This is a genomic window from Brevibacillus fortis (assembly GCF_003013395.1).
Taxonomy (GTDB): domain Bacteria; phylum Bacillota; class Bacilli; order Brevibacillales; family Brevibacillaceae; genus Brevibacillus; species Brevibacillus fortis.
Genome location: NZ_PXZM01000013.1, coordinates 79,765 through 106,613, shown reverse-complemented (window position 1 = coordinate 106,613; position 26,849 = coordinate 79,765). Strand labels below are relative to the sequence as shown.

General features: G+C 47.3%; 24 protein-coding genes. 21 read left to right on the top strand and 3 right to left on the bottom strand.

From position 1 onward, the window contains the following. Positions 1 to 61 precede the first annotated feature (61 nt). A complete protein-coding gene (locus C7R93_RS10245; RefSeq protein ID WP_106838713.1) occupies positions 62 to 502 on the bottom strand; it encodes a MarR family winged helix-turn-helix transcriptional regulator in 441 nt (146 codons plus the stop codon). 189 nt (positions 503 to 691) lie between these two features. On the opposite strand from C7R93_RS10245, the gene C7R93_RS30920 reads away from it, so the two are divergent. From C7R93_RS30920 to C7R93_RS10205, 8 genes are all read left to right on the top strand, one after another. Next, a complete protein-coding gene (locus C7R93_RS30920) occupies positions 692 to 4,435 on the top strand; it encodes a S8 family serine peptidase (protein WP_106838712.1) in 3,744 nt (1,247 codons plus the stop codon). A gap of 70 nt (positions 4,436 to 4,505) precedes the next feature. Continuing rightward, the gene (locus C7R93_RS10235) at positions 4,506 to 4,904 is read left to right on the top strand and encodes a hypothetical protein (RefSeq protein ID WP_106838711.1); all 399 of its coding nucleotides are present in this window, start codon (positions 4,506 to 4,508) and stop codon (positions 4,902 to 4,904) included. A 260-nt stretch (positions 4,905 to 5,164) separates the two neighbouring features. Beyond that, positions 5,165 to 5,623, top strand: coding sequence for a chemotaxis protein CheX (locus tag C7R93_RS10230; RefSeq protein WP_012685410.1), 459 nt, complete (start codon positions 5,165 to 5,167; stop codon positions 5,621 to 5,623). A gap of 116 nt (positions 5,624 to 5,739) precedes the next feature. Then, entirely contained in the window at positions 5,740 to 6,603 is an 864-nt protein-coding gene (locus tag C7R93_RS10225) for an ABC transporter permease subunit (RefSeq protein WP_106838710.1), read from the top strand. Between the two features lie 34 nt (positions 6,604 to 6,637). Further along, a complete protein-coding gene (locus C7R93_RS10220) occupies positions 6,638 to 7,561 on the top strand; it encodes an ABC transporter permease (protein WP_106838709.1) in 924 nt (307 codons plus the stop codon). A 59-nt stretch (positions 7,562 to 7,620) separates the two neighbouring features. Further along, on the top strand, positions 7,621 to 8,544 hold the full coding sequence (locus tag C7R93_RS10215) for an ABC transporter permease (protein WP_106838708.1): 924 nt from the start codon (positions 7,621 to 7,623) through the stop codon (positions 8,542 to 8,544). A 422-nt stretch (positions 8,545 to 8,966) separates the two neighbouring features. Continuing rightward, entirely contained in the window at positions 8,967 to 9,188 is a 222-nt protein-coding gene (locus C7R93_RS10210; RefSeq protein WP_003387736.1) for a helix-turn-helix domain-containing protein, read from the top strand. Between the two features lie 153 nt (positions 9,189 to 9,341). Then, entirely contained in the window at positions 9,342 to 11,567 is a 2,226-nt protein-coding gene (locus tag C7R93_RS10205; protein ID WP_106838707.1) for a glycosyl hydrolase family 18 protein, read from the top strand. A gap of 249 nt (positions 11,568 to 11,816) precedes the next feature. Here C7R93_RS10205 and C7R93_RS10200 read toward each other — a convergent pair whose 3' ends face one another. Then, on the bottom strand, positions 11,817 to 12,059 hold the full coding sequence (locus C7R93_RS10200) for a hypothetical protein (protein WP_106838706.1): 243 nt from the start codon (positions 12,057 to 12,059) through the stop codon (positions 11,817 to 11,819). A gap of 262 nt (positions 12,060 to 12,321) precedes the next feature. On the opposite strand from C7R93_RS10200, the gene C7R93_RS10195 reads away from it, so the two are divergent. After that, positions 12,322 to 13,866, top strand: coding sequence for a YcdB/YcdC domain-containing protein (locus C7R93_RS10195; RefSeq protein ID WP_146142420.1), 1,545 nt, complete (start codon positions 12,322 to 12,324; stop codon positions 13,864 to 13,866). Between the two features lie 35 nt (positions 13,867 to 13,901). On the opposite strand, the gene C7R93_RS29935 is transcribed toward C7R93_RS10195, so the two are convergent. After that, positions 13,902 to 14,126, bottom strand: a complete 225-nt coding sequence (locus tag C7R93_RS29935) for a hypothetical protein (protein ID WP_146142419.1) — start codon at positions 14,124 to 14,126, stop codon at positions 13,902 to 13,904. Positions 14,127 to 14,278: 152 nt separating this feature from the next. Here C7R93_RS29935 and C7R93_RS10190 point away from each other — a divergent pair, with 152 nt between their 5' ends. The 12 genes from C7R93_RS10190 (at position 14,279) to cysK (ending at position 26,839) form a co-directional block, all read left to right on the top strand. Further along, the gene (locus C7R93_RS10190) at positions 14,279 to 15,484 is read left to right on the top strand and encodes an ROK family transcriptional regulator (RefSeq protein WP_106838704.1); all 1,206 of its coding nucleotides are present in this window, start codon (positions 14,279 to 14,281) and stop codon (positions 15,482 to 15,484) included. A 152-nt stretch (positions 15,485 to 15,636) separates the two neighbouring features. Beyond that, positions 15,637 to 16,917 (top strand): ABC transporter substrate-binding protein, encoded by a 1,281-nt coding sequence (locus tag C7R93_RS10185; protein ID WP_106838703.1) that lies wholly within the window; start codon positions 15,637 to 15,639, stop codon positions 16,915 to 16,917. Between the two features lie 71 nt (positions 16,918 to 16,988). Then, positions 16,989 to 17,948, top strand: a complete 960-nt coding sequence (locus tag C7R93_RS10180) for a carbohydrate ABC transporter permease (RefSeq protein WP_106838702.1) — start codon at positions 16,989 to 16,991, stop codon at positions 17,946 to 17,948. Positions 17,949 to 17,978: 30 nt separating this feature from the next. Then, a complete protein-coding gene (locus C7R93_RS10175) occupies positions 17,979 to 18,821 on the top strand; it encodes a carbohydrate ABC transporter permease (protein ID WP_106838701.1) in 843 nt (280 codons plus the stop codon). Positions 18,822 to 18,850: 29 nt separating this feature from the next. Further along, the gene (locus C7R93_RS10170; protein WP_106838700.1) at positions 18,851 to 19,840 is read left to right on the top strand and encodes a Gfo/Idh/MocA family protein; all 990 of its coding nucleotides are present in this window, start codon (positions 18,851 to 18,853) and stop codon (positions 19,838 to 19,840) included. A 13-nt stretch (positions 19,841 to 19,853) separates the two neighbouring features. Then, positions 19,854 to 20,828, top strand: coding sequence for a Gfo/Idh/MocA family protein (locus C7R93_RS10165; RefSeq protein WP_106838699.1), 975 nt, complete (start codon positions 19,854 to 19,856; stop codon positions 20,826 to 20,828). A 15-nt stretch (positions 20,829 to 20,843) separates the two neighbouring features. After that, entirely contained in the window at positions 20,844 to 21,818 is a 975-nt protein-coding gene (locus C7R93_RS10160; RefSeq protein ID WP_106838698.1) for a Gfo/Idh/MocA family protein, read from the top strand. A gap of 5 nt (positions 21,819 to 21,823) precedes the next feature. Further along, positions 21,824 to 22,648 (top strand): sugar phosphate isomerase/epimerase family protein, encoded by an 825-nt coding sequence (locus tag C7R93_RS10155; protein WP_106838697.1) that lies wholly within the window; start codon positions 21,824 to 21,826, stop codon positions 22,646 to 22,648. A gap of 27 nt (positions 22,649 to 22,675) precedes the next feature. Next, entirely contained in the window at positions 22,676 to 23,662 is a 987-nt protein-coding gene (locus C7R93_RS10150) for an ROK family protein (protein WP_106838696.1), read from the top strand. Positions 23,663 to 23,823: 161 nt separating this feature from the next. Further along, positions 23,824 to 24,612 (top strand): hypothetical protein, encoded by a 789-nt coding sequence (locus C7R93_RS10145; RefSeq protein ID WP_106838695.1) that lies wholly within the window; start codon positions 23,824 to 23,826, stop codon positions 24,610 to 24,612. Positions 24,613 to 24,737: 125 nt separating this feature from the next. Further along, entirely contained in the window at positions 24,738 to 25,790 is a 1,053-nt protein-coding gene (locus tag C7R93_RS10140) for a hypothetical protein (protein ID WP_106838694.1), read from the top strand. A 134-nt stretch (positions 25,791 to 25,924) separates the two neighbouring features. Continuing rightward, the gene (gene cysK / locus C7R93_RS10135; protein WP_106838693.1) at positions 25,925 to 26,839 is read left to right on the top strand and encodes a cysteine synthase A; all 915 of its coding nucleotides are present in this window, start codon (positions 25,925 to 25,927) and stop codon (positions 26,837 to 26,839) included. Positions 26,840 to 26,849 lie beyond the last annotated feature (10 nt).

Here is a 26,849-nt window from a genome sequence, read left to right as displayed (position 1 = left end):
AGAAGCTGAGCGTTTTCTCCTGTTTCCTCCCCACCACACCAGCAACATACAACGAGTTTTTTCAATTCGCCTCGATGACCGCCGCCACCGCCAGCTTTTCAAAAATGCTGACGAAGTGCTGGAGTTCATCTTCGGTGAGGTGAGAGAACATTTTATTTAGCTTTTCTCTCCGATTCTGCTTGGCAACTTTCAAAATATGTTTGCCAGAATCACGCAAGCTGATGTAAACCACTCGGCGATCTTCCTCATCACGATCACGGGCGACGAAGCCGTGTTTATCCAAACGGTCGACCATTGCTGTGATTGCACTTGGTTTGACCCCCATTGATTCAGCCAATTCTCCTACGGTGCATTTTTCCTTCTGTTCCAACTGATGAAGAATGTAGAATTGCGGGCCAGTTAAACCAGAGACAGGTTCGGCTAATTGCGTTCCCATCGTGCGCATAATGGTACGAAACGCCTCCTGTAGGCGCTCAAGCGTATCTGTTGAAGGGGAGGGCATGCTCGTATCATCTCCTTATTTAATCTATTGCTTCGTTATTTGGAATATTTAATATGTAATATTTAACGCACTTAAATATAGGCTGAAAATACTTCGTTTGTCAACCTTCGCGAAAAGAAGGGAATACCCAAGCGATTCCTAGTGAAAACTGAAAACATAATGGAATGACTTCCAGCAAGGGGGCAAACGATGAAGAAAAAGGTATGCAGCATTGGATTGATATTGGCTTTGCTTCCCGCAACGACTGTCAGCACAACGGCGTTTGAAGGATCAGCGACCATTCGTACGCAGATATTGCAGGATCTTACGGAAATGCAGCCATTACATACAGGCAAGGCGATCGAAAAACACAGTGATGGGCTAATTAGAACGAAGGCAGATGAATGGCAGCCACAAGAATTGCAGCTACGAGGCGAGCAATTAAAAACTGCCCCTGTTCATTCGCTGGAAATGATTGAGGCGATTCGGGCTTGGGAGGAAGCAGGGGTAAAAGGGGAAGGGATGCTCGTTTCCGTGATCGATACGGGAGTCAATCCGAGCCACCCTGATTTGCCTGCCCCGCATGATAAGCGTTCAGCCATGCAAAAGTCAGGTTCTTCCCAGAAGGTGATCCCTGGCTTTAACTGGGCTGACCGTACGCAAACAACTGAAGACGTATCGGAATCTCAGCATGGTATCCATGTGGCGGGAATTATTGGTGCGAACGGAAAAGTAAAAGGTGTAGCTCCTGAGGCCCAACTTATCAGTCAAAAAGTATTCTCCAATTATCAAAGCGAGGTACCTGGGCTGGGGGAATCGATTTTATTTGCGATCAATGATTCCATTACGAAAAAAGCAGATGTCATCAACTTGAGTCTCGGCTCCTCTGCGGGCTACGTGGATGAAACAAATGTGGAGCAAATGGCTGTAAAGAAAGCAGTCGACAATGGGATCATAGTAGTGGCAGCGGCCGGCAATGATGCGTATTTCGGCAGTGATAAGGTACGAGCACAGAATCCGGATATCGCCATGATCGGTTCTCCGGGATTGAGTCCTGATGCGCTTTCCGTTGCCTCTGTCAACGCTACTGCACTTGCTGGCTATAGCTTCACGGTGCAAGGGGTACCCGGTATGGAGAAAGTCGTGTATTTATCGGGATATGTGGAAGGCGGGGGTGCGATAAACCCAGTCATGACGCTGATGAAGCCGTATCCGCTTGTCTATATGGGGAAAGGGAAGAAGGAAGACTACAATGTTTCCGTAAAAGATAAAGTGGTATTGCTCGAGCGAGGCGACATTTCATTCGACGAAAAGCTGCGCCTCGCCAAAGAAGCAGGAGCAGTCGGTGCTGTCATCTACAACAATGAAATGGGACCACTCATTATCAGTGCGGAGCATGCGAAACAAATCCCGGCCGTTTCTATCTTGAAGCACATGGGCGAGCAAATGGCGCAAGCGATTAAAAAAGGCAAGAAAGTGACGATCTCATTTAACGGCGAATATGGACAAAACTCAATGCCTTATCCAGACGGAGGAACGATCTCGGCTTTTTCATCATGGGGACCAACACCCGATTTGCAATTCAAGCCGGAGATTGCGGCTCCAGGTGGGGGCATCTTGTCACTCACACGAGAGTCTGAATATGCCGTGAAAAGTGGTACGTCCATGGCGACGCCACATGTGGCAGGGGGGATGGCTTTACTGAAGCAAGGCTATCTCAAGCAAGGGCGGAACCTGCAAGGCAGATCGCTTGTTGATACCTTAAAGGCTGCGGCGATGAATACAGCAGAACCGATTATCGATCCACAAATCAGCATCCCGGCAACGGATAAAGAGAAAGCAAAAAAAGTACCTTACAGCCCACGGGTTCAAGGGGCAGGTTTGATGCAAATTGCTAAGGCGATCAAGACGCCAGCCATCGTTGTGACTGCAAAAGGAAAAGCAGGTGTCTCATTAGGAGAGATCGGGAATTCAACGACCTTTTCTCTGCTTGTTAATAACAAGTTTGGCAAAAAGCCGATTACGTATCAGCTGCAAAATGAGTTTGGTGTCATGACTGACTTGCGCAAGAATGGGCTTAACATGCTGACAAATACCCATTTCGAGGGGGCAGAACTGCAATTTTCCGCTCCTAAGGTTACAGTTGAGCCGGGGAAGTTAGAGGAAGTGAAGGTAACGCTCACGATTCCGCCAAGCTCGGCACGCAATCAATTTGCAGAAGGCTTTATTTCCTTTCAACCAGATGATAAGGAGTTGCCTACGTTACGTACGCCGTTTTATGGCTTCTACGGCGATTGGGATGAACCGAGGATTATGGATCAGCCCGTATGGGAGGCAGAAAGCCAGGAAAACCGAACGGGTGTCAAGACGAGCTGGTATCACGATAAACGCAACGACAAATGGCGCTATCGGGATTATCTAGGTGTTACAGGTGTCAAATCGGATGGCGGTGCGAAAATCGATCCCAATCAGATTGCCTTTTCGCCAAACGGGGACGGGCATTACGATGTCGCAGCTCCTTCGATTACATTTTTGCGCAATGCCCGCCATATTATCGTCGAAGTATTAGACCAGTCAGGCAAGCCGGTTCGCACGCTTGTGCGCGATGAAAAGGTGAGCAAGTACGACCAATCCAAGCTGGGGACGCCATACTATTATACGGAAAAGGAAGCGTGGAGCTGGGACGGAAAGATCTTTTCACCGCAAAAAGGCGCATATATACAGGCGCCTGATGGACAGTACCAATTTTCCATCAAGGCCAAAATAGACGGACGCAATGCCAATTGGCAATCGATGACGCTCCCCATCCGCGTGGATACAAAAGCTCCTGTTATTACAGCATCTGTGTCAGGAAACCGGGTTCAGTGGAGCAGCCGCGATAAAGATATCCAGGCCTATTTTCTCTATGTAAATGGCAAAAGGGTAGGAGGACCCTATTCTCCAAAAGTGACGAGTACACTTATTAATCAGCCGGATAAAAAAATGAGTGTGGCAGCGTATGATTACGCAGGGAATATCAGTGTGGCGCATATTAACGGGAAAAGTGACAGCACTCCGCCATTTGTGGAGTTCCCGGATGATTTGTTTCCTTATCTGAAAATATCCAAGCAGCCGGATGTGGCCTTCAGGGGCAAAGTAACAGGCGAGGATATGATGGACAGAGTCCGCTTGTCGATTAACAAAACGCCTGTAAAGCTGGCGACGGATGGATCATTTGAAACCATCCTGCGATTAACGGAAGGCCTCAACTATGTGATGTACAGTGCAATGGATATGTATGGAAACAAGCGCCAATTCACGCAGCGGGTCATCGTCGATACGAGTCCGCCGACGCTGCAATTGCTAAATGATGGCAGCGAAGACGTACAGTTCGATCCAGCAACGAAGAACATACTGGTTCCGGTCCGCTTTATGTACAGAGATCAAACCTATAAAGGGCAGGTAAGTATTAATGGGCAAATCGTGTCCTCCTTTGAAGAAGAGCAATTGGAAATCCCTGCGCAAAAATACGTAACGCAAATTTTGAGTATGAAGCAGGGAGAAAATCGCATTTTGCTTGAAGGGAAAGATGGTGCAGGCAATCAAAGTATGCTGCTGGTTTATGCGTATGTCGATGCCAATGCAGGGTCGGTCGTCATAAGCAATGGGGAGCAGCGTATATCCTACAAGGCACGAACAGTGCCAGCTCCGACGATACAGCTACCAAACAAACAGCTAGAAGGGCAGGAGGGTGAAGCACTGCCCATCGAAGGAAAAGTGACGGGTGCTGGTGCTGTTAACCTCCAGATCAACTATGGTTCAAAGAGCTTTCAGACCAACGCGAATGATCGTGGGCTATTTCGCTTGGTGCTACATGAGGTAGAGGAAGGCAAGCAAAAACTGACGGTTGTCGCCACTGATGCGCTGGGTAGGGAAGTCCGAGCTGAGGTGAACGTCGTCGGAAAGAAAAAATAGGCGAGCGGGCCCGGCATTAGCAGCTAAAAGGCTAGTGCCGGGCCAAATTTTTGTGGGAGGATTCCATTCGATGTTTTATCACGGGATCATGTGGGAATATGTTACGAGAGAGTACCCTGTGCTATCACCGAGAAGGACCGCGAGGAGGAAGCGTGGGGCAGAGCAATTATGGGATCGCATTCATCTGATCGAACAATTCGGTTTGGAGCCAGTTCATTTGCTTGAGGCCGATGAGCATTACGATGCTGTACGCTGTATACAGGAATGCTTGGCATTTGGAGATACTGTTTTTGCTTTCGATCGAGTCCAGCTTCCGATGTGGCAATTGAGTAAGCATGAGATTGGGGTAGAAATATTAGACTTGCGAACGTGCACGGCTATCTATACCATTCGTCATGAGACAAAAGTAGAGGGTTATTTTCCCAGCACACCTTGTTTTCGTGACCTTATGCCTATGAAGTTTTCGTAATCCTATTGCATCTGCCAAAAATCGACATTATGATAGTCCTATACGAGTGCGTGTTCAAAAAGTCGTCTTTTCAGCACCGAGAAAGTGGTGAGAACCTGAAAAAGGAGGAGCGGAGTGTAGGGAACCTACATGAGCACCGGACGTTGAAGGTGAAAACCTCTTTCGATGTCGAATAGGCTTCCAGTACTACTACGTGATCAAAAGACGACTTTTTGAACAACCTCTAAGAGTGAATTGCCCGGGAAAGGAAGAGAACGCAGATGATAGTCCAATACCTTGATCCATTTCTTGAATCAGCTTCGTCCGTGATTCAACAAGTATGCAATGTCGACATTTCGCGTGGAGAGTTAGCTGAAAGAGAATGGAGCCATGTAGAAGGCCATACATGGATTCGAATCGGAATGACAGGTCAATTACAAGGTGAGGTCTTTTTCGGTCTGCAAGAGGAATTGGCTTTGCGCATTGTCTCGGCCATGATGGGCGGTTATCCCGTGCAAGAGATGGATGAGCTCGGAAAAAGTGCCATTTCCGAGTTGGGGAACATGATTTCCGGGAATGCGAGTACGCTTTTGTCCAATCGAGGTGTTATTGTAGACATAACCCCGCCCTTATTTTTACACCAGCATGACTTGAAAGACATGGCAGGAACAGCATTGATAGCACCACTCGATCTTCACGACATGGGCAGACTGGATATTCAAATTATTGTGATAAGATAGAGGCGGCTAATGGCCGTCTTTTTTGTGAATAGAATAAAAAAATAAAATATTTTCTATTGTCTGGATGATTTTTAATAGATAGTGTATTGTTGGAAATAGTAAGGGGGTATGAGAGATTGACCTATGTGAAGCAATTACTTGGGATGTTTTTCCTAGTCATCGCCGTTTGCGGTGGGCCGTTCATGCTATATACGCAAAAGGAAGAAATTGTGTTCGAGCCGGGAAATATCATCGTTCATACGGTATATCTGATTCAGCAGATTGCAGAGGGCTCCCTCGGAACCTATTATTCGGGGCAAACGGAAAGGAGCATCGCAGAGGATATCCTCCCATTTGCAATTAGCTCTTTTGAACTACTGTTCGCAAGTGTTAGTGTCGCAGTCGTTGCGAGTATTATTTTTGGATTGCTCTTGCAGCGATTTCGGATCGTACGTCAATTTCAAAAGGTTTTGAATCTGCTTGCCACGATTCCTGATTTTATCCTGATTGTCGTTTCTATTGTGGGTGCGGTCGGATTTTACAAGCTGACGAACATTCGAATAATCACCTTGTCACCCGTAAGTGACTCTGAGAGTACTTGGTTTCCGATCACGCTGCTGTCGATTGGACCAACGATCTTCCTCATGAAGGTAGTCAGCCTGAAGTATGCACAAATCGGTGGCGAAGACTACATTAAAACAGCACTTGCCAAGGGGATGGGGATTTGGCATGTTCTCATTCATCACGTCTATAAAAATATCAAGCCGTTTCTCATTGCTGATTTAAAGAAGACGATTGCGATTACGGTAGCCAACTTGTTTATTGTCGAGTACTTATTAAACGTCGTAGGATTGACCCGCTTTATTTTCAGCAAAGATGGCGGTTACGAATTCAATGCTGCTGTCATGGGGCTGTTAGGTATTATTTTGCTATCCATTTTGGTCTATTTATTGATTCGTCTCATTCTGTATGTGATTGAACGCGCGGTTGTGTATAAATAACACAGACTTCTTTTGGAATGAGTGAGGTTATGGTATGAGGAAGAGGTTCAATTGGGCTTTATGGCTAGGCTGTAGCCTGGTATTATTTCTAATGGTTATTGGTGTAGCCGGACCTTATTTGGCCCCCTATGACATCGATTACCAGGTGAAAGTGCGCAATGAGATGGTGAACGGGAAGCAAGTGATCATTTCACCGCCTTTGGCACCGTCAGGCGAGCACCTGTTGGGTACGGATAAATGGGGCTATGATTTGCTTACCTTGCTGCTTCACGGGGCACCCTACACGATTTTTATTACACTCTTGATTGCGTTATTGCGATTATTGATTGGAGCATGGATCGGACTGTATATTGGAATATTGGACAAGCAGCAGCGTTGGTGGATTGCGATTGAGAACGCCTGGGGGTACATGCCGATATTTATTCCTGTCTATTTTTTATTGAAAGGAATCAATATCAATCCCGAATTGCCAACGTTTACGCTCGTGTTGTTTTTTATATTGGTTGTCGCAGTGCTAGGGACGCCTTCGGTAGCTGCGTCCATCCGTCAAAAAACGGAGCAAATCAAGGAATCCCAGTACGTTTTAGCTGCGACATCGCTGGGTGCTGGGCGGGATCAGATCATTTTTCGCCACATCTTGCCGCATATGAAGGAGCATTTGGTTATTGTCCTGGTGACAGAGATGATCGCTGTCATGACGTTGATGGGTCTTCTAGGGATATTTGGACTTTTTGTAGGCGGGACAACGATGTACTACGACCCTGTTGAGTATCACTCGATCACGCATGAATGGGCAGGATTGCTCGGGACTTACCGAAACTTTGTCTACACGAATTACACGTGGATTTTCTTGATCCCACTTGCTGCTTATATGATTGCAATTGGTTCCTTTAGTCTGTTGGCAAAGGGATTGCGTGAGAAGTTTGAACAGACTTATAGTCGGACGCCATTCATTTAAGAATTAGTCTGGGCAGCATGAGGGCTTGTGACTTCGATGGCAATAAGTGAGGTTTTTGGATGAAAAAACGATTCAATTTGTCTTTATGGCTAGGGAGTATTTTCGTGTTCCTTTTGATCGTAATCGCTGTGGCGGGGCCTTATTTGGCTCCTTATGACTTGGAATATCAAGCGAAGCTACGTCATGAGGAGATAAATGGCAAACAAAGCATGGTCTCACCACCATTTCCGCCGTCAGAGGATCATTTGCTCGGCACCGACAAATGGGGCTATGATTTACTGACCCTTTTGCTACATGGAGCGCCATACACTGTTTTTATTACTCTTGCGGTCGCATTTATTCGCGTGCTACTTGGTACATGGATTGGACTCTATATCGGCATTCAAGATAAAGAGCAGCGTTGGTGGATGGCTATTGAAAATGCATGGAGCTATATGCCTGTATTTATCCCCGTGTATTTTCTTTTGAAAGGCATCAATATCAATTCCGAGCTGCCGACATTCACGCTCGTGCTGCTTTTCATTGGGCTTGTCTCTGTACTTGGAATACCTTCCGTAGCCTCTTCTGTACGTCAAAAGGCTGAACAAATTAAAGAATCTCAATACGTTTTGGCTGCCATTGCACTGGGAGCTGGCCGAAACCAAATCGTTTTTCGCCACATCTTGCCACATTTGAAGGAGCAACTCATCATCATGATGGTGACCGAAATGATCGCTGTCATGACATTGATGGGCCTTCTTGGCATATTTGACCTGTTTGTAGGTGGTACGAAAATGACCTTTGATCCCCTACTGTATCATTCGATCACACATGAATGGGCAGGACTGCTTGGGTCTTACCGAGGCTTTATTTACAGTAACTATACGTGGATTTTTCTCGTACCACTGGGGGCATTCATGATCGCCATTGGATCGTTTAGCTTGTTGGCCAAAGGATTGCGTGATAAGTTCGAGCAAACGTATAATCGTACACCGTTCATTTGATGGCGAGTGCCCTTGATTTTTTCGGATCAAGGGCCTTTTTTGGTCGATCCAGTTAAAAACAAGGGAAAGGAAGTCGAAAAGAAGGGAGCAGTATGTGTGTTGGGTGAATAGACTGGAGTGTCGGGGGCGGTGTTGGCCTTGGGTTTCGACGGCAATCTCAGCAGGCGAGGCGAACTCGTCGCGATCTGAACGGGGGACAACTGGTGGCCATCGCCGTCTCGAACGGAAAAATTCACGGCGGATGTCGAAGAGGTTTCTCAGCGGTGTTCGGAACCCATTGCCCATTTTCTGAATAGGATGTAAGGCAAAAGCCTAAAATCCTTGAAATTCCGGCACCATCACCCACCCCCCATCATAGGATAAGGTGACTCTGTAATCCCTCAACCTTGTTCCTGTAGAGCCCACAAGGAGGGGTGGCACGATTGAAGGGTAGCGACCAAACCAAGCCGTTGTTAACGAATCGCGAAAGAGAAGTGTTTGAACTCTTGGTCCAAGATAAGACAACCAAAGAGATTGCCGGACAACTCTTCATCAGCGAAAAGACTGTGCGCAATCACATTAGTAATGTTATGCAAAAATTAGGTGTCAAAGGTCGATCTCAGGCAGTAGTCGAACTCGTTCGACTTGGTGAACTAGAGATTTGAACCCAGTCCACCCAGCCTCCCTTTTCTTCCCTTGGTCGGAAGGGAGGGTTTTTTATGTTCATTTGCGCTTAAACACCCTTTTATTACCATTTATGTAAATGTATTAGCATATCGTGATATAAGTCGTAATAAGATGGATTTGTAACAAAATCCATGAAGATCGAGAGGGATACTATGAAATTTAAGAAATGTGTTAGGAATGTACTAATGGTAGGTGCCCTGCTTGTCACCTCCGTATTGCCCATGGTGGCACAGTCGGCGCAAGCAGAGGAATATCAAGCGGAGGCGACAGCGGTATCCAATTCCAAAATTATTGGCTATTATCCCTCATGGGCAGCTTACGGACGAAACTACAATGTAACGGATATCGATCCCAATAAAGTAACGCATATTAACTACGCATTTGCGGATATTTGCTGGAATGGCAGACACGGCAACTCAGATCCAACGGGGCCTAATCCACAAACTTGGGCTTGCCAGGATGAAGTAGGCAATATTAACGCTCCGAATGGTACAGTCGTTCTCGGAGATCCATGGATTGATGTGCAAAAATCCTTTCCAGGCGATAAATGGGATCAGCCGATTCGCGGAAATCTGAATCAATTGGCAAAATTAAAGCAAAAAAACCCTCAATTGAAGACATTGATATCGATCGGGGGGTGGACATGGTCCAATCGCTTCTCTGATGTAGCAGCAGATCCGGCTGCACGCCAAGCATTTGCACAATCCTCGGTAGATTTTATCCGGAAGTATCAGATGGATGGAGTCGATCTCGATTGGGAGTACCCGGTTAGTGGAGGGTTGGCTGGAAACAGCAAACGTCCAGAAGATAAACAAAATTATACGTTGTTGCTAAAGGCTGTCAGAGATAAGCTCGATGCGGCTGAGGTAACAGATGGCAAAGAGTACTATTTGACGATTGCCTCTGGTGCCAGCCCTAGCTATGCCGCTAATACAGAGCTTGGAAATATTGCCCGAATTGTGGATTGGATCAATATTATGACCTATGACTTCTATGGAGCCTTCCAAAATCAGACTGGACATAACGCGCCGTTGGCCTATGATCCAGCAGCAGGAGCAGCAGGTTTGCCAAATGCTCAAACCTACAATGTTCAAACGGCAGTAGAGGGTCATCTCCGTGATGGTGTTCCTGCCAGCAAGCTCGTGCTCGGGCTTCCGTTTTACGGGAGAGGCTGGTCGGGTTGCGGAACGTCTAACAATGGAGAATATCAAAATTGCACTGGGCCTTCAACAGGAACATGGGAACCTGGCATGCTTGACTTCACGGATATCCAAAATAATTATGTGAACAAAAATGGCTTCACACGCCACTGGAATGACGCGGCAAAAGTGCCCTATCTCTTCAACCCGGCTTCGAAAACATATATTAGCTATGACGACGTGACTTCAATCGGACACAAAACTTCTTATATTACATCCAAAGGTCTGGCAGGCGCGATGTTCTGGGAATTTAGCGGAGACCGTAACAAAGCACTGCTAGATAAAGTGTATGGCGATCTTCTGGGCGGGACAGCTCCCATCGACAACGTACCCCCGACAGCGCCAGCTAATCTCCAATCGACTGCAAAAACAGCGACCAGTGTTAGCCTGAGTTGGGGAGCTGCTACCGACAATGTAGGGGTTACTGGCTATGAGGTATACAATGGCACTCAGCTTGCAAAAACGGTAACCGGTACAACTACGACGATTAGCGGACTTACTTCTGGAACCGCTTACCAATTCACTGTGAAGGCGAAAGATGCAGCAGGTAATTCCTCCGTAGCAAGCAATGAGGTAGCGGTTACGACGGATACAATTCAACCAGACAATCAACCGCCAAGCACACCTAGCAATCTAGTTATAACAGGGAAAACAGGTACGAGTATCAGTCTCGGTTGGGCTGCTTCTACGGATAATATCGCGGTGACGAATTACGAGGTTTACAACGGAACAGCATTGGCTGTGGATGTAACGACTACGAATGCAACTGTCACAGGACTCACGCCTAACACTTCTTATACCTTCTCTGTGGTAGCAAAGGATGCAGCAGGTAATTCTTCACAGAAGAGCGTTGAGGTCGTTGGCGTAACAGACGCTACAAATCCGGGAGCGCCAGCATGGGCGCCAAATGTAAACTACGTAGCTGGTGATTTGGTCAGCTATCAAGGCAAGGTATACAAATGTCTGCAACCACACACTTCCCTCGTAGGGTGGGAGCCACCAAATGTAGCAGCTCTGTGGCAGGTTCAACAACAAGCGGCAGTTGAAGGCGTCGAGGGTTATGTAGATGAGCCAGTTGTGGAGGAAACAGAAGAAACAGAAGGAACTGAAGAAACAGAACAAACACCAGAAACAGAAGGAAATGCAGATACGCAGTAAGTAAGGAAGGGGCTGTCCCTCCAGTCATGAAAATGACGGAGGAACAGCCCCTATTTGCTCGTTTGGAAATTAAGCAAAGGCTTTTAACAGTTGGAGGACTAATGGAATGAGATCTCCAATAAAAGTAAGAATCGCAATTGCAGTATTCATAGAAGCCCCTCCTTAAAATTCCAAATTCACTATTATTATATTAATGTTCATAATAGTTATCAAGAAATATTTTCCTTTTGTGCTGACTGGGCCTGTGGCTTATGTGAAAAAGTGATAACATGCATTGATAAAAATAACGATTTGGATTGCAGTAAGTCCAAAAATAATAACAGCCCAGTCTCTGTTCTTTTTCCATTCCAATACGCCTTTCGACGCACAGATAACGACAAGGCCTACTAATGCTAATAGCTGAAAGAAAGCGACACTTGTCAGTAGTGCTAAAATTCCAATGACAACAACAATCGTTGCTATCGCTTTAAACCAAAAGGGCTGCTCACTCATACTAACGCCTCGTTTCCCTTTTTTGTAAATTTTAACATACATAAGAAATAAGCCAAGCCATAAGGCTCAGCGTTCCGATTGGATCACTGCAACCTCGTTGCTTACCAGAATCGGGAGTAGCAGGCAAATACGTCCATCGTTTCTTCGATTCATCGGAGGAATACTTTTTTGTGTGAATTTTTCAGGAAAATTGAAACAAAACAGATTGCGGTTCGAATAATGAATGGGAGAAAGCAAAAATGAACAGACGAGAGGAAGAGAAATGATGAAAAAAGTGACGCACGCTGTGTTCCTCCTGATGGCTGCAAGTATTGCAATGTCATCTCCTAGTGGTGCATTGGCAGGAGAGAACTCGATAACTTCTACTTCAGAAAAAGGAAAAGTAGAGCAAGTGACACCCGAAATAAACAAGCTGGTAGAAAAAGGAGTAAAGAAAGCAGCTAGCCTCCTCCCTTATCTGAAAGATTATCCAGCTACGGAAGTGGTATTGAAAGAAAACGCGTATCTGATCGTGAATAAGTACAAGTCCAAAGAAAACAGAGCCGATCTCGTTTACTTAGTCCTCGATAAAAATACGGGGGATCTACTTGAGTTTGGTAAACATGAAGCATATAACAAAAAAAGCCAAACGCTATACCCTATCGACAAATCGAAAGAAATAGCCGTGTCGTTTATGAAAAAGTTGTATGGAGAAGACATGGCAGGATACCAACTGGATGGGGACGGGGTTGCGAAGGTTTTCGATGGACAAACAAATACCATTCAGTTTGTACGTATGGTCAACGGTGTTCCTTTTACAGACGATATCATTCAGGTACAAGTTGATCACGAGGGACAAATCATAGGAAAATCCCTTGGCAAATCTATCGGAAAAATCTCCTTCGCGAAATTGGATCAGATCCTTTCCAAAGAAAAAGCCGAGAATCAGCTGTCCACCTATATGAAATTATGGTATTCCCTCGATCAAGATGGAAAAACATACAAGCTCCTCTACGTCCCTGCTTTCTCCGGGAAGTTGGATGCCGTGTCCGGCAAAGACAGCGTGAATATGCCGTATCATAGTAAAGTGAATGTGAAACCAAAGGGTACCAGCCAGGCCGTAGTGAAATCCCGAACAGAAGCACAAGTATATCTGACTCAGCGTACCGGTTATGATTTCTCGAAAGGGAATGCCTTTTTTGAAGATTTGACTGGTGAAAAACCCGTGATTATCGATTATTTCTGGAAAACACACAAATGGGAGGGGCGTACGAATTATTCGTGGAGGACTGAAGACGGATGGATTGGGAGCATGTTAATCGAGCCGAAAACAGGTTCAATCGTGTACTATCGTGTCGTAGATACAAGTGTGTCAAAGGCATCTACCAAAAAATTGACGCAAGAGCAGGCTTTGCAATTTGCCATAAATGAATTAGCAGAGATCGTTCCTGCTGATACAGGCGAGCTGCTGCTACTTCAGCCCGGAGAATATGATGAAAGTACAAATCAATACTCCTTTCATTTTGTGAAGCAAGAGCAAGGGATTCCTGTAGAGGATTGGCGGACGCGTATCTTGATCAACGGCAGCAACGGGAAAGTTATGGGGATCGATCTCAATGAAAAGGTCAATGGAGTGATGCTTGATCCGAAGAAGGCAATCTCCCAGGAAAAAGCGGCAGCCGCTTTACTCAAGAAATATCCGTTGCAGCTACAGTATATCTTGCAAGAGGAAGGCAAAGCTTCTCTCGTTTATACATTACCTAGTTTATTCGATGCAAAAATAGATGCGTTGACGGGTGAGTTTTATACCTACGGTCCCACAGAATAAGAGCACATGCAAGAAGAACCTCCTTTTCCAACGGTTTAAGGGAGGTTCTTTTGGTTGTAAGTATTGGCGATATCCACCAGTTTGGCTTCCACATCCTCCTCATAATAAAAATGATACGTTAGTTCATAGTGGGTGGAGCCGTGCTTCCAGATGAGAGTGGCTAATGGGCAATTGTAACCGAACTTGGCAGTGCCATTTGTTAGGGCAACGTTTTTTGCAAATACGCGTGTGGTCACCTCAAACAAGTTTTGGTAATTCAAGTATATCAGCTTGTCTGGGGTCGGAGGTCTAGGTGATAGTCGATCAAGAAAAATTAATTGAAATCTAAGAAAAAACAAAATTGACACAAAATAAAAATTTCAGTATGATCACTTTATAAAGTCATTGGAAAAACAAAGGATGAACGAATACGATGCGCAGAACTGGAGATCTGAAACTAATCCAAGAGCTTAATCGCTTTATTATACTCGACACCATTCGCCAGTTTGGGCCTATCTCGCGAAGTGATATCGCCAAAAAGCAGGGCATCAGTCCAACAACGGTCACCTCGGCAGTCAATGAGCTGATCCGGGACGGTATGGTTGCAGAAGATGGAACAGGTGAGTCAAAGGGTGGCCGCAAGCCGATTATGGTTCGCTTCTGTCCAGACGGGAAGTTTTTGATTGGCGTCTCCATTACGAATACAGCGATTACGATTGCCGAAATGAATTTGGAAGCGACTACAAAGCAAAAGAAAATCTATCCGGTGAAAGCTGGTCTAGTGAGTGACCTGATCATCCAGTATGTGCTGGATTCGATTGAGGACTTTCTCCAGTCGGTGGATGATGTCAGTCGATGTCTAGGCATTTCCATCATCGCACCAGGGATTGTCGATGCAGCCAGTGGGGTCATCCGCTTCAACTCCAAGTTGCGTTTGCATGATGTTCCGCTAAAGGACATGGCGGAAGAGCGCTTTGGGCTAAAAACATGGCTCGACAATGATGCCAATGCAATCGCGCTGGCAGAAAAAAACTTCGGTGGTGGAATGAATGCTGATAATCTCCTGTTTGTTACCGTAGGAGAAGGGGTTGGTTCAGGACTTGTTGTAAACGGTTCCATCTTCCGCGGAAGCCGTGGTGGAGCAGGTGAATTCGGGCATACGACAGTCGATCGAAGTGGGATGCGCTGTGATTGTGGAAACGTCGGCTGTTTGGAAAATTACGTGGCGTGGCCGGCCATTTACTCAGGCTTACTGTCCGCCGTTACACGCGGAAAAGAAACGCTCGTCATGGATTTGGCTGACGGAGACATGACAAGAATCACGTTTGATGTCTTCCGCCAAGCCCTGCATCAAGGGGATCAAGTATGCCAAGATATCGTCGACGAGATCGCTTCGTACTTGTCGATCGGTATTGTGAACCTGGTGAATTTGTTCAACCCGAGCTTGATTATTCTCGGTGGAGAAATGATACGGGACAACCAAGTGTTGTTTGAGCGCATCCAAAAGCAAGTGATGGTTCAAGCGATGGGGACGATGGTTGAAGGCCTGGAATTCCGTCCAACTGTATTGGGGGCTGATTTCGAGGTCAAGGCTGCTGCTGCTGTTTTGTTACAAGATGTTTTTCACTTCAGCTTGTAACATCTTTTTTGCATACTTTATTTGATCACTGGAAAAAGAAAGTTGAACCATAAAAAATCGTTGAAAGGGGGCGAGTCGAAAAGGGAAGCGTGTCGGGTTTGGCTATATTCTGGGGGTAAAAGAGGAGAACGTAAATCGAGGAGGGATTTCTGATGAAGAAGTTGGTTTCGATTGCAATGGCTGCTCTCTTGGTAGCAGTGGCAGGATGTTCGGGCGGCGGGCAGAGCTCAGCGCCAGCTGGAACGACTGGCAGTGCTGCTTCAGGCGAAAAGGTAACGCTCACGTACGCGCTGTGGGACAAAAACCAAATGCCAGCGATAGAGGAAATGGCGAAAAAGTTTAACGAAAAAAACCCGAACGTGGACATCAAGATCGAGCTAACGCCTAACAAACAATATTGGACAAAGATGGAGGCAGCCGCAACGGGTGGCACCTTGCCGGACATTTTTTGGATTAATGGTCCGCGTATCATTAAATACGCAGCGAATGACATGCTCTTGCCGATTACAGATCAAATCAAGGCAGATGGCATCGATCTGAACAATTATCCAAAAGCTCTCGTTGATCTCTACACCTACGATGGACAAAACTACGCGCTACCGAAAGATTTCGACACCATTGGCCTTTGGTACAACAAGAAACTGCTTGACGATGCAAAAGTACCGTATCCAGACGAAACCTGGGATTGGAACAAGCTGAAGGAAGTAGCAAAACAACTGACGGATGAGAAAAAAGGCGTTTGGGGAATTGCAGCACCTCCTTATGGACAGGACGGCTTCTATAACACCATCTATCAAAATGGTGGCTATATCATTTCGGAAGACAAGAAAACGTCCGGCTATGACAAACCGGAAACAATCGAAGGTCTCAAGTTTTGGACAGACCTGATCAACGAAAAAGCATCGCCAACCGCAGCGCAATTGTCCGAAACAGAGGCAACACAGCTGTTTGAATCAGGTAAGATCGCGATGATGTACAACGGATCATGGATGGCATCCGCTTTTAATAAGAATGAGTATACAAAGGACAAAGTAGACGTGACGTATCTTCCAAAAGGGAAAGAGAACACAAGCGTCATTCACGGCCTGGGCAATGTGATTGCGGCCAATACCAAGCATCCAAAGGAAGCATGGGAATTCGTGAAATTTTTGGGCTCTAAAGAAGGGGCAGAAATCCTGGCAAAATCGGGTGCTGCGATTCCAGCGTTTAACGGAACACAAGATACATGGATGCAATCCATGCCAAACTTTAATCTGAAAATTTTTATTGATCAGGCAGCTGTAGCGAAACCGTATCCGATTTCGAAAGACACGGCGAAGTGGGCCAAGCTGGAAACCGAGCTCATGACCAAGGCATGGGCTGGTCAAATGAGCGTAGAGGATGCTTCCAAGGAGCTCGCGCAAAAAATGAACGAAATGCTGAGTCAAGAATAAAAGGTCCATGATGGATGGCTTCGTATCATGGACGAGGCCATCCTTTTTTGAAAAGCTGATGTAAGGAGGGAATGAATGCGATGAGCAGCCAGTTGCAGCCTGAAATGCACGCCGCCGTCCAGCCAAAAACGAAAAAATCGTTGAATCGCATGAAGAGAAGTGATTGGTTCTGGGCGTATCTCATGATTGCTCCCACACTGATCGGGTTGGGTGTCTTCTACTTATGGCCAATCGTACAAACCATATATTTGAGCTTTACCAAATGGGGAGGATTCGGCAAGTACAAGTGGGCTGGCTTACATAATTACGAGTTGTTGTTCAAGGACCCTTACTTGTGGATCGCGCTGAAGAACACGCTGATTTATACAGTGGTCGCAGTTCCAGTAGGTATCGCCATCTCCATTTTTATCGCTGTGCTGCTTAATCAGAAAATTAAGGGCATTACGATTTATCGCACCCTGTACTTCCTGCCCGTTGTGACGATGGCAGCTGCGGTGGCGATGGTGTGGAGATGGTTGTACAACGCTGATTACGGTCTGATCAATTATTTACTGGGCTTGGTGGGCATTGAGGGCCCACGCTGGATATCTGATCCCGCTATTGCTTTGTATGCGGTAATTATCGTAGCCGTTTGGAGTTCTATCGGATACAACATGGTGATTTTTCTGGCTGGACTCCAAGGCATACCGAGAAGCTATTACGAAGCAGCAGAAATTGACGGAGCGGGTCCGATTCGCATGTTTTTCAAGATTACCCTGCCGCTGTTGACCCCTTCGATCTTTTTCGTCAGTATCACTTCCTTGATTGGGGCGTTTCAAGTATTTGACCTGATTTATCTGATGCTCGGAAGCAAAATGGGCAACCCGGCAACAGAGCAGACACAAACGATGGCGTACTTGTTCTTTACGAATGGATTCGAATCGGGGAACGGTGGCTATGCGGCCGCAGTTGCCGTCGTGCTTCTGGTCATGATTCTGATCGTCACCGCTATTCAAATGAAATTGCAGAAAAAATGGGTTCACTATGATTAATCGATACTGGACAGATGGGAGGGATATGAAATGAGTGCTTATACGAGTCTGAATAAAACGGCCAAGAATTTGCTGGTTCATCTGATGTTGATTGTGGGTGCTCTCGTGATGGTTGCACCGTTCGTCTGGATGGTTCTCACTTCTCTCAAGTCACTTGGCGAATCGACGCAGGTACCTCCGGTCATTTTGCCGACTAAGTATCAATGGGAGAATTACACCCATATTTTTGAGATGCTGCCCTTCTTGGACTTTTATTGGAATACCGTGATCACAACCGTGGCGAAGGTAATCGGACAAGTATTCCTCTGCTCGCTTGCGGCGTACGCATTCGCGCGAATTGAGTTTCCAGGGCGCAACGCCTTGTTCATCCTGTTCTTGACCGTTTTGATGGTTCCAGGCCAGGTGTTTCTACTCCCGCAATTTATGATCATGAAAGAGCTTGGCTGGCTGAATACTTTGACAGCATTGATTGTACCGGGATTGTTCAGTGCATTCGGTACGTTTCTTCTGCGCCAGTTTTTCATGTCGCTACCAAAAGAATTGGAAGAAGCGGCGAAGCTCGATGGCTGCAACCATTTTCAGATTTACTGGAGAATTATGCTGCCGCTGGCGAAGCCCGGCTTGATCGCACTCGCCATTTTCGTAGCGTTGTGGTCTTGGAACGACCTGATGTGGCCGCTAATCGTCAACAGCACGCCTGATAAAATGCCGCTCTCCGCTGGCTTGGCGTACTTGACTGGTGAGCACACAAACTTGACGAACTACCCGATTTTGATGGCGGGCTCCGTTCTTGCCATTTGGCCGATGATCATCGTCTTTATTTTCTTGCAGAAGCATTTTGTTGAGGGAATTACCCTAACTGGGTCCAAATAGTCATTTTCGAAAAAAGGAGTGAAACCATTATGCATCATGTTCTGGTAATCGGAGCAGGCACCATGGGGACTGTTCACGCGAAATCGTATGCTGCCATGGAAGGAGTCAAGCTGGTTGGAATCGTCGATATCCGCAGCGAGCGCGGAAAAGAGCTGGCAGCCGAAACAAAAACGGAATGGTTCGAGAGCTATGAAGAGGCCATGGAAAAACTGGAGCAGGTCGACATCGTAGACGTGTGTTTGCCTACGTACCTTCATAAAACCTATGTGAAAAAGGCCGCGGACGCAGGCAAGCATGTCATATGTGAAAAGCCGTTGGCTCGTGATAAAGAAGAAGCTCGTTTTATCGTGGATTATTGCCGGGAGAAGAACGTCAAGCTGTTCGTCGGACACGTCCTGCGCTTTTTCCCTGAATACGAAAAGTCCCGTCAGCTGGTCAATGATGGTGCGATTGGCAACGTCGGAGTGGCGCGTACGTTCCGTGGTGGTATCTTCCCGACAGCGTGGAACGACTGGTACGCGGACTACAAAAACAGTGGCAGCCTTGTTTTAGATATGATCATTCACGATTTTGACTTTTTGCGCTGGTGCTTTGGGGATGTGGAGCGTGTGTACGCGAAAGGCTTGCTTGGTCGAGGCTTTGCCCGGATGGATTACGCACTGGTTACGCTTCGCTTCAAGAACGGCATGATTGCACATGTGGAAGGCTCATGGGCACATGAAGGCTTCGCGATGAAAATGGAGCTGGCAGGCAAGGAAGGCGTCATTTCCTACGACAGCTCGAAGGAAAAACCACTAGTGGCCGTCAATCGCTCGAAGCAAGCAGGCATGAGCGGAGTTGCAGTTCCGGAGAGTCCGTTGCGTGAAAACCCGTATTTCAGAGAGCTGAAGCATTTCATCGAATGCATCGACCGTGATTTGGAGCCAATCGTGACGGCAGAAGACGCCGTGAAAGCGGTAGAAATCGCTCGTGCTGCGCTTGTGTCGATCGAAACGGGCAAACCCGTAACTTTGGTGTAGGAGGGGACTGGACATGAAACTCGGAATCATCAGTGTTGCACATATGCATGCATACAGCTACGCAAATGCGGTTGCGAATTTGGAAGGGGTTCAATTGGTTGGTGTAGCAGACGAGGATGAAGTACGCGGAAAGACAGCAGCTGAGAAGTTTGGCGTTCCGTTTTTCTCGGATTATCATGAACTGCTCGCTACGGATGTCGATGCGGTCATTGTCACCTCGGAAAACGCCAAGCACCAAGAGCATACGTTAGCGGCAGCGAAGGCAGGCAAGCACATCTTGTGTGAAAAACCACTGGCTACAACAGCAGAGGCTGCTCAAGAGATGATCGACTTTTGCCGCGAACAGGGAGTCATTTTGCAGACGGCATTCCCTGTCCGTTTCCATCCGGCTGTCGTCCGAGCAAAGCAACTGGTGGAGCAAGGCAAGGTGGGACGTATCATGGCGATCCGCGGCACGAATCGTGGCCAAAATCCTGGCGGTTGGTTCGTCGATCCGGCGAAATCCGGCGGCGGTGCAGTGATCGATCATACGGTTCACGTGGTTGATTTGATGCGCTGGTTTATGGGCTCAGAGGTACGTGAGGTCTACGCGGAAGTAGACAGCAAGTTTTCCGATACACCGATTGACGATTGCGGTATTTTGACCATGGAATTTGAGAACGGTGTATTCGCCACACTCGATTGCAGCTGGTCTCGCAACAAGACCTTCCCAACTTGGGGCGATGTGACGATGGAAATTATCGGGACAGAAGGCACGATCTCGCTCGACGCTTTTTCTCAGAAGCTGGACGTCTATTCCAATGAAAAAGGCTTGAAGTGGGTCAACTGGGGCGATGACATGGACAGTCAATTGGTCAAAGATTTCGTCACCAGCGTGCGTGAAAAGAAAGCGCCGTCGATTACGGGTGAAGACGGCTTGCGGGCTGTGGAAGTAGCACTCGCAGCTTATCAATCCGCTGAACAGAAGCAACCAGTTGTATTACGCTAGGACGGTGAATGTGGCATGAGTGTACGCGTAGGCATGATCGGCGTAGGTGGAATCGGGCAGCATCATCTGAAAGGCTTGCTAGCGGACGAAAGGGTACAGGTCGTTGCAGTGTGCGACGTGAACCAAGAGGCGGCTGCAGAGACTGCTGAGCGCATTGGTGCACATGGCTACACCTCTTGGCGCGAGCTATTAGAGGCAGAAAAGCTGGATGCTTTGTTTGTGTGCGTCCCTCCTTTTGCGCATGAAGAGATTGAGGAAACGGCGGCTGCGAAAGGGATTCATCTGTTTGTGGAAAAGCCAATTGGGCTGGATATACAGAAAGTGAGCGAAAAGCAGGCAGCGATTGAAAAGGCAGGGATTATCACCGCGACAGGTTATTGCCTGCGTTATCTCGATATCGTGCAGGAAGCGAAAGCGTACCTGGAAGGCAAGTCGATTGCCCTTGTACGCGGTCATTATTTGACCAAGTTCGTCACGACACCTTGGTGGAGGGAAATGGGCAAGTCAGGCGGACAGCTTGTGGAGCAGGCGACGCACACTTTGGACCTGATGCGTTTTTTGGCGGGAGATATCGAGAAGGTCTATGCGCAGATGGCATTGCTCGTCTCGCGTGACATTCCAAACATCGATATTCCAGACGTGTCTTCTATCAGTATGGCGTTTGAGTCGGGGGCGCTAGGACATCTGGATACGTGCTTTATCCAGCAGGATCACCGTACAAATGTAGAAATCTTGGGCAAAGATTTTCGCGTCATGATTGATGGAAAGCAATTAGCGATCATGGATGAACAGGGAACTCGGACTTCAGAGAGCACGGTGGATATGTACGTGGAGCAAGATCGGGCGTTTATCACAGCGATTGTGACAGGGGATCGCAGCTTGATTTTGTCGCCGTATGAATCAGCGAGAAAGACGCTAGAAGTAACGTTGGCAGCGAATCAATCGGCACAAGAAGGGAAGCCGGTTAGAATTTTGGGAAAAGGGGAGTGAGGTGCATGGCTTTTCAAAAGGGAATCAATGCTTGGTGCTTCCCAAAGGAAACGAGCGTGCAAGAAATGTTTCGCCAGGCGAAAGCACATGGCTACCGAGGCGTAGAACTGAATTTGGACGAGGGAGATGCTCCCTTTCATCTAGAGATGACAGAGCAGGAATTGAAAGGCCTGGCGGACGAGGCTCGCGGACTAGGATTGGAGCTGCCAAGCGTCTCTACTGCCCTCTTATGGAAATATCCGTTGACACACAATGAGGAAGCGATCCGTGAGAAAGGCATTCTTGTTGTCGAGAAAATGATAGAGGCGGCAAGCATTTTTGGCTCACGGACCGTCCTCGTCGTCCCAGGTCTCGTAACGGCTGAGGTGCCGTATGATACGGCCTATGAGCGGGCGCGTGAAGCATTGCAGCGCTTGGCAAGAAAGGCGGAGCAGCATCAGGTATACATCGGGGTAGAAAACGTATGGAACAAGTTTTTGCTCAGTCCGCTGGAGATGGCCCGCTTGATCGATGAAGTAGTCAGTCCTTGGGTAGGCGCTTATTTTGATGTAGGCAACGTGCTGCAATTCGGTTTTCCTGAGCAATGGATTCGCATTTTGGGCAAGAGAATCCAAGCGATTCACGTGAAGGATTTCAAGACGTCGACAGGCAACATCACCGGATTCGTGCCACTGCTCGCTGGCGATATTCCATGGAACCGAGTGGTGGAAGCATTGCGTGAGATTGGGTACGAGGGCTACATCATCCCGGAAATCTCACCTTACAGCCAGTTGCCTGAGCAATTGATCGCGCATACGTCCCAAGCGTTGGACGCCATTTTTCAATCGTGAATGGACAGCAAGGATGTGAAGCGTAAGATGAATCCAAACAAACCATATGCCATCGGGATTGATCTGGGAGGCACGAAGATCATCGCCGCGATCGTCGACCAGCATGGTAATATCCTCAGTCAGGCGAGCGCAGCGACACAAACAGAAGAGGCAGCGGCAGCAGTCATCGGACGCATCGGTGATTTGGTGCAAAACGTTCTAGACGATAGTGGCATCCATCTCTCTCGCATTCGCGGGATCGGAATTGCAACTGCGGGCATTATTGATACCCAGCGTCAAATGGTCATTTTTGCGAGCAATTTGAATTGGAGCGATGTGCCGATCGGCGCGATGCTCCAAGAACGATTCGGCGTAGCTGTGCAATTGATCAATGATGCCAATGCAGCAGCGGTAGCTGAATGGGCGTTTGGAAGTGCACGAGGTACGAAAGACTTGATCTATGTAACGGTCAGTACGGGTGTGGGTGCTGGCATTATTAGTGGAGGACGGCTGATTACAGGTGTTGGCGATAGTGCCGGGGAGTTCGGGCATATTTCGCTGGATCCGGAAGGTCCGCTGTGCGTGTGCGGGAATAGAGGTTGCCTGGAAAATTACACGTCTGGACTGGCTTTGGCAAGCAGAGCAAGAGAGCAGCTCCTACATGGCGTTACAAGCTCGTTGCTCGTGGAAAATGGGAATGACCTGAGCAGGATAACGGCTAGAGAGGTCGGAGAGGCAGCGGTTCGGGGAGATTTGCTCAGCATGACTTTGATGAAGGAAGCTGGTTATTATCTCGGGGTCGGATTGACCAATCTGATCCATCTGTTCAATCCGCAGGTGATCGTCATTGGTGGCGGTGTGATGAAGAATGGGCAGTTGTTATTAGATGAAGCGAAGAATGTCATTCGCGAGCGCTCCATCTCCCGGATGGCAAACCAAGCGAGCATCCAGTTGACCACCATTGGAGCGGAAGCAGGAGTGCTCGGTGCAGCAGGCATGTATTATCCGTCCGAGCGTGAAATGGTTGAGGTATAAGAATTGAGAGTGCGAGAAGCCGATGTTTGGTAGACATCGGCTTTTTCCTGTTCCCTGTGCAATGCGAGTCATAGGAGCCTAGACCTAGAATCTATCTATTGGTAAAATATTGATTGGAAAATCTTCACATAACTTGATAGAGAGACTGACGGAGGGGTACCATGGCAGATGCCAAAACAGCAAAAGCAGCGAAGAAGCCCGGATTTTTCAAAGAACTTCTTACTTTTTTATTGGTAGTTGCCATCATCCTCGGAATTGCCAGCGGCGCTATTTTCTATTTATCTGGGAAAAATCTTGATGATCTACTAGGGGCGCGACCCGTAGCGAAAAAGGAAACGAATCATCCTGCACCCGTAAGCCCGGTGTCTACAGGTCAGGAAGCGGGCACAAATCAGCAGTCAAATGCTGCAACAGACGTGGCGATGCCAGCGGCTTATCCTGTGGAAACGCAAGGCCAACAAAGTAATGCCATAGGACAAGTAGAACAACCAGCACTTCCTACCCAAAAGGGATCACTCAAGGGTACAATTACGTGGCAGTACAATGATTTTGTTGGGACGAAGCCGGATGTGAATGCAAGGATTCTGCTCATTCGTACAGATTTTGATAAAAATACGATTACCGATGTAGAGGAGGGGGTATTTGCAATAGGTTTAGCTCCAAAAAACTCGGGATTATTTGCAGTAAAAGCAAATGGGTATGGAAACTACGAGATTGGTAACTTGCCGATTGGAGAATACCACGTCTTGGTTGTATCCGAACAAACTACTCGTAACATTGACTTGCCTGTGGATGAATATCCCATAACAAAATTGAAACCATACATACAAAAATGGGATGCATTTTTATCAATGAGTCTAATGGATAAGAAATATCAGGTCTCTACCATTACAATCGAAGAAGGTCAAACACTCGATCTTAGTCACGATTTTGGGAACACGTACTTTTAATGAGTGTTTTGGCCTTTAGACTCATAGGGTTTTCCCCCGCGATTCATGTATCATAAAACTATGGCACGTTTTGGCAGGAAAAACAGGTCAAACGTAATAGAAAATGTGGGTAAAGGGGTCGCAGCATGAAGGGAAAAAACAAAAGCATCATGATCGTCATGGCTCTGGTCATCGTCGCATTGCTGGGATACGAAGGCTATCGTTTCTTTGGTCCTGTGACACTGGCGGAAGGGTATTTGTACGAGGACGATTCACGCATGCTATACACGAGTGTCAAGGTGAATAACGAGAAAGTAAACGTTGAAATGACGGATTCCATCGTCGAAACGGAAGACAGTATCCCTGTTCTGAAAACTGAGTCGATCTTGTTGGAAGGAACGCTGGATGGTAAGCAGCTGACTCTCAAAAATCCGGCAACTGGTCAGGATATCATCGGCACAGTGAAGGGTGACGAGCTCCAATTTGACGGGCTGCTTATGGAAGAGAATAAGGGACTGACGAGTCTTGTTGCCACAAACAAAAGCGCGTACGAAAGCAAATTGGCGACATTAACCAAGCGGACCAACGAAGAAGCGGAAGTAAAAAAGAAAGAAGTAGCAGAACAAAGAGTCAAAGAAGCGGCACGTGTCGACTTCGCCAAAAAAATAGAACAGACAGGAAAGCTAGAGGCTGATCTGATTGAAACGGCAAAGTATTTGGACGAGCTACAATTTACGGATGAAGCGCAGTTTTCAAACGATCAAATAGCGGAGCTGCAAAGACTTTTGGACGAGATTCGTACTTATTCGAAGCAGCCAGGCTTGAGCAAGATGGAATTCGAGGTCATGCAAGGAACGCTGGGCAGTATGAAGGTGCTGGTCGATGGGATGAACACCATGGATGGCTCGATCCAGGATAAAAATAAAAACATGCAGGAAATGATCGCTATCATGGAGACCGACATGAAGGATATCCAAACGATTTGGGCGGAAGTCAAAGCGAGCGTGCCGGGTGCCGAGAAGCGGGAAAAAGCGATCAATGCGGCAGTCAAGACGGCGACTGATTCCATCGTTCAGGCGAAGCAGCGCCAAGGCTCGGTGGACAAAAGCGGGCAAGCAAAAGTGAAAGCATCGGCGAACAGTCTGTATCAACAAGCAGCGGATGTCCTGAATCAGACAAAAGCAAAGTATGGTTTTTAGACAGGAAAAAGGCTCTCATTCGGGAGCTTTTTCCCATTTGAGCACCCTTATCGTTTTCAGGTCGGAAAAATTGTATTATTCTTATAGTATTACTAAGAGATAGTCATTAAGGCAAATTTTCCAGGAGGAGTACAATGAGCGTCTACCAGAACATTACCGAATTGATTGGAAATACGCCGATGGTTCGACTGAGGCGCATGGTTCCTGAAGGAGCAGCAGAAGTTTTTGTGAAGTTGGAGAAATTCAATCCGTCCGGGAGTGTGAAGGACCGCGCTGCCTACAATCTGATTTTGACGGCTGAGCAAGCGGGACTGATCCAACCGGGGGATACGATCATAGAGCCGACGAGCGGCAATACCGGAATCGGCTTGGCGATGAATGCCGCAGCAAAAGGCTATCGCGCGATTTTGGTCATGCCTGACAATATGTCGAAGGAACGGATCAATATTTTGAAAGCGTATGGGGCAGAGGTTGTTTTGACACCGAGCGAGCTGAGAATGCCGGGAGCGATTGCCAAAGCGCAGGAGCTGCAAAAAGAGATTCCACGCAGCTTTATTCCTCAGCAATTCGAGAATCAGGCGAACCCGGACATCCATCGAACGACGACGGCAGAGGAAATTTTTGCGCAAACGAATGGTCAACTAGATGCGTTTGTTGCCACAGCTGGGACAGGTGGAACGATTACCGGAACAGGTGAAGCATTGCGCGAAAAGCTCCCGGAGCTGTATATCGCAGTCGTCGAACCAAAAGGCTCCCCGGTTCTGTCAGGCGGAAAGCCTGGTCCACATAAACTGGTAGGCACGAGCCCTGGTTTTGTCCCACAAATCCTCAATACAAGCATCTATAATGAAATCATTCAAATCGCAGACGAAGACGCCCTACAAAGCATGCGGCAGCTTGCAGCGTTGGAAGGGATTCTTGTCGGTCCTTCATCGGGTGCCTCGGTCTCTGCTGCCATCACGATTGCAAAAAGATTGGGAGTGGGGAAGCGGGTCGTTTGCATTGCGCCTGATACAGGCGAGCGGTATTTGAGTATGAATCTTTTCTAATAGGAGAAAA

What these genes read in the sequence shown, in the direction of transcription:
- C7R93_RS10155 (WP_106838697.1), top strand. Translation starts at nt 21,824, where the DNA reads ATGGCTTTTCAAAAGGGAATCAATGCTTGGTGCTTCCCAAAGGAAACG.
- C7R93_RS10140 (WP_106838694.1), top strand. Translation starts at nt 24,738, where the DNA reads ATGAAGGGAAAAAACAAAAGCATCATGATCGTCATGGCTCTGGTCATC.
- C7R93_RS10185 (WP_106838703.1), top strand. Translation starts at nt 15,637, where the DNA reads ATGAAGAAGTTGGTTTCGATTGCAATGGCTGCTCTCTTGGTAGCAGTG.
- C7R93_RS10180 (WP_106838702.1), top strand. Translation starts at nt 16,989, where the DNA reads ATGAATGCGATGAGCAGCCAGTTGCAGCCTGAAATGCACGCCGCCGTC.
- C7R93_RS10195 (WP_146142420.1), top strand. Translation starts at nt 12,322, where the DNA reads ATGATGAAAAAAGTGACGCACGCTGTGTTCCTCCTGATGGCTGCAAGT.
- C7R93_RS30920 (WP_106838712.1), top strand. Translation starts at nt 692, where the DNA reads ATGAAGAAAAAGGTATGCAGCATTGGATTGATATTGGCTTTGCTTCCC.
- C7R93_RS10230 (WP_012685410.1), top strand. Translation starts at nt 5,165, where the DNA reads ATGATAGTCCAATACCTTGATCCATTTCTTGAATCAGCTTCGTCCGTG.
- C7R93_RS10235 (WP_106838711.1), top strand. Translation starts at nt 4,506, where the DNA reads ATGTTTTATCACGGGATCATGTGGGAATATGTTACGAGAGAGTACCCT.
- C7R93_RS10245 (WP_106838713.1), bottom strand. Translation starts at nt 502, where the DNA reads ATGCCCTCCCCTTCAACAGATACGCTTGAGCGCCTACAGGAGGCGTTT.
- C7R93_RS10205 (WP_106838707.1), top strand. Translation starts at nt 9,342, where the DNA reads ATGAAGATCGAGAGGGATACTATGAAATTTAAGAAATGTGTTAGGAAT.
- C7R93_RS10175 (WP_106838701.1), top strand. Translation starts at nt 17,979, where the DNA reads ATGAGTGCTTATACGAGTCTGAATAAAACGGCCAAGAATTTGCTGGTT.
- C7R93_RS10200 (WP_106838706.1), bottom strand. Translation starts at nt 12,059, where the DNA reads ATGAGTGAGCAGCCCTTTTGGTTTAAAGCGATAGCAACGATTGTTGTT.
- C7R93_RS10215 (WP_106838708.1), top strand. Translation starts at nt 7,621, where the DNA reads ATGAAAAAACGATTCAATTTGTCTTTATGGCTAGGGAGTATTTTCGTG.
- C7R93_RS10170 (WP_106838700.1), top strand. Translation starts at nt 18,851, where the DNA reads ATGCATCATGTTCTGGTAATCGGAGCAGGCACCATGGGGACTGTTCAC.
- C7R93_RS10165 (WP_106838699.1), top strand. Translation starts at nt 19,854, where the DNA reads ATGAAACTCGGAATCATCAGTGTTGCACATATGCATGCATACAGCTAC.
- C7R93_RS10150 (WP_106838696.1), top strand. Translation starts at nt 22,676, where the DNA reads ATGAATCCAAACAAACCATATGCCATCGGGATTGATCTGGGAGGCACG.
- C7R93_RS10160 (WP_106838698.1), top strand. Translation starts at nt 20,844, where the DNA reads ATGAGTGTACGCGTAGGCATGATCGGCGTAGGTGGAATCGGGCAGCAT.
- cysK (WP_106838693.1), top strand. Translation starts at nt 25,925, where the DNA reads ATGAGCGTCTACCAGAACATTACCGAATTGATTGGAAATACGCCGATG.
- C7R93_RS10220 (WP_106838709.1), top strand. Translation starts at nt 6,638, where the DNA reads ATGAGGAAGAGGTTCAATTGGGCTTTATGGCTAGGCTGTAGCCTGGTA.
- C7R93_RS10190 (WP_106838704.1), top strand. Translation starts at nt 14,279, where the DNA reads ATGCGCAGAACTGGAGATCTGAAACTAATCCAAGAGCTTAATCGCTTT.
- C7R93_RS10145 (WP_106838695.1), top strand. Translation starts at nt 23,824, where the DNA reads ATGGCAGATGCCAAAACAGCAAAAGCAGCGAAGAAGCCCGGATTTTTC.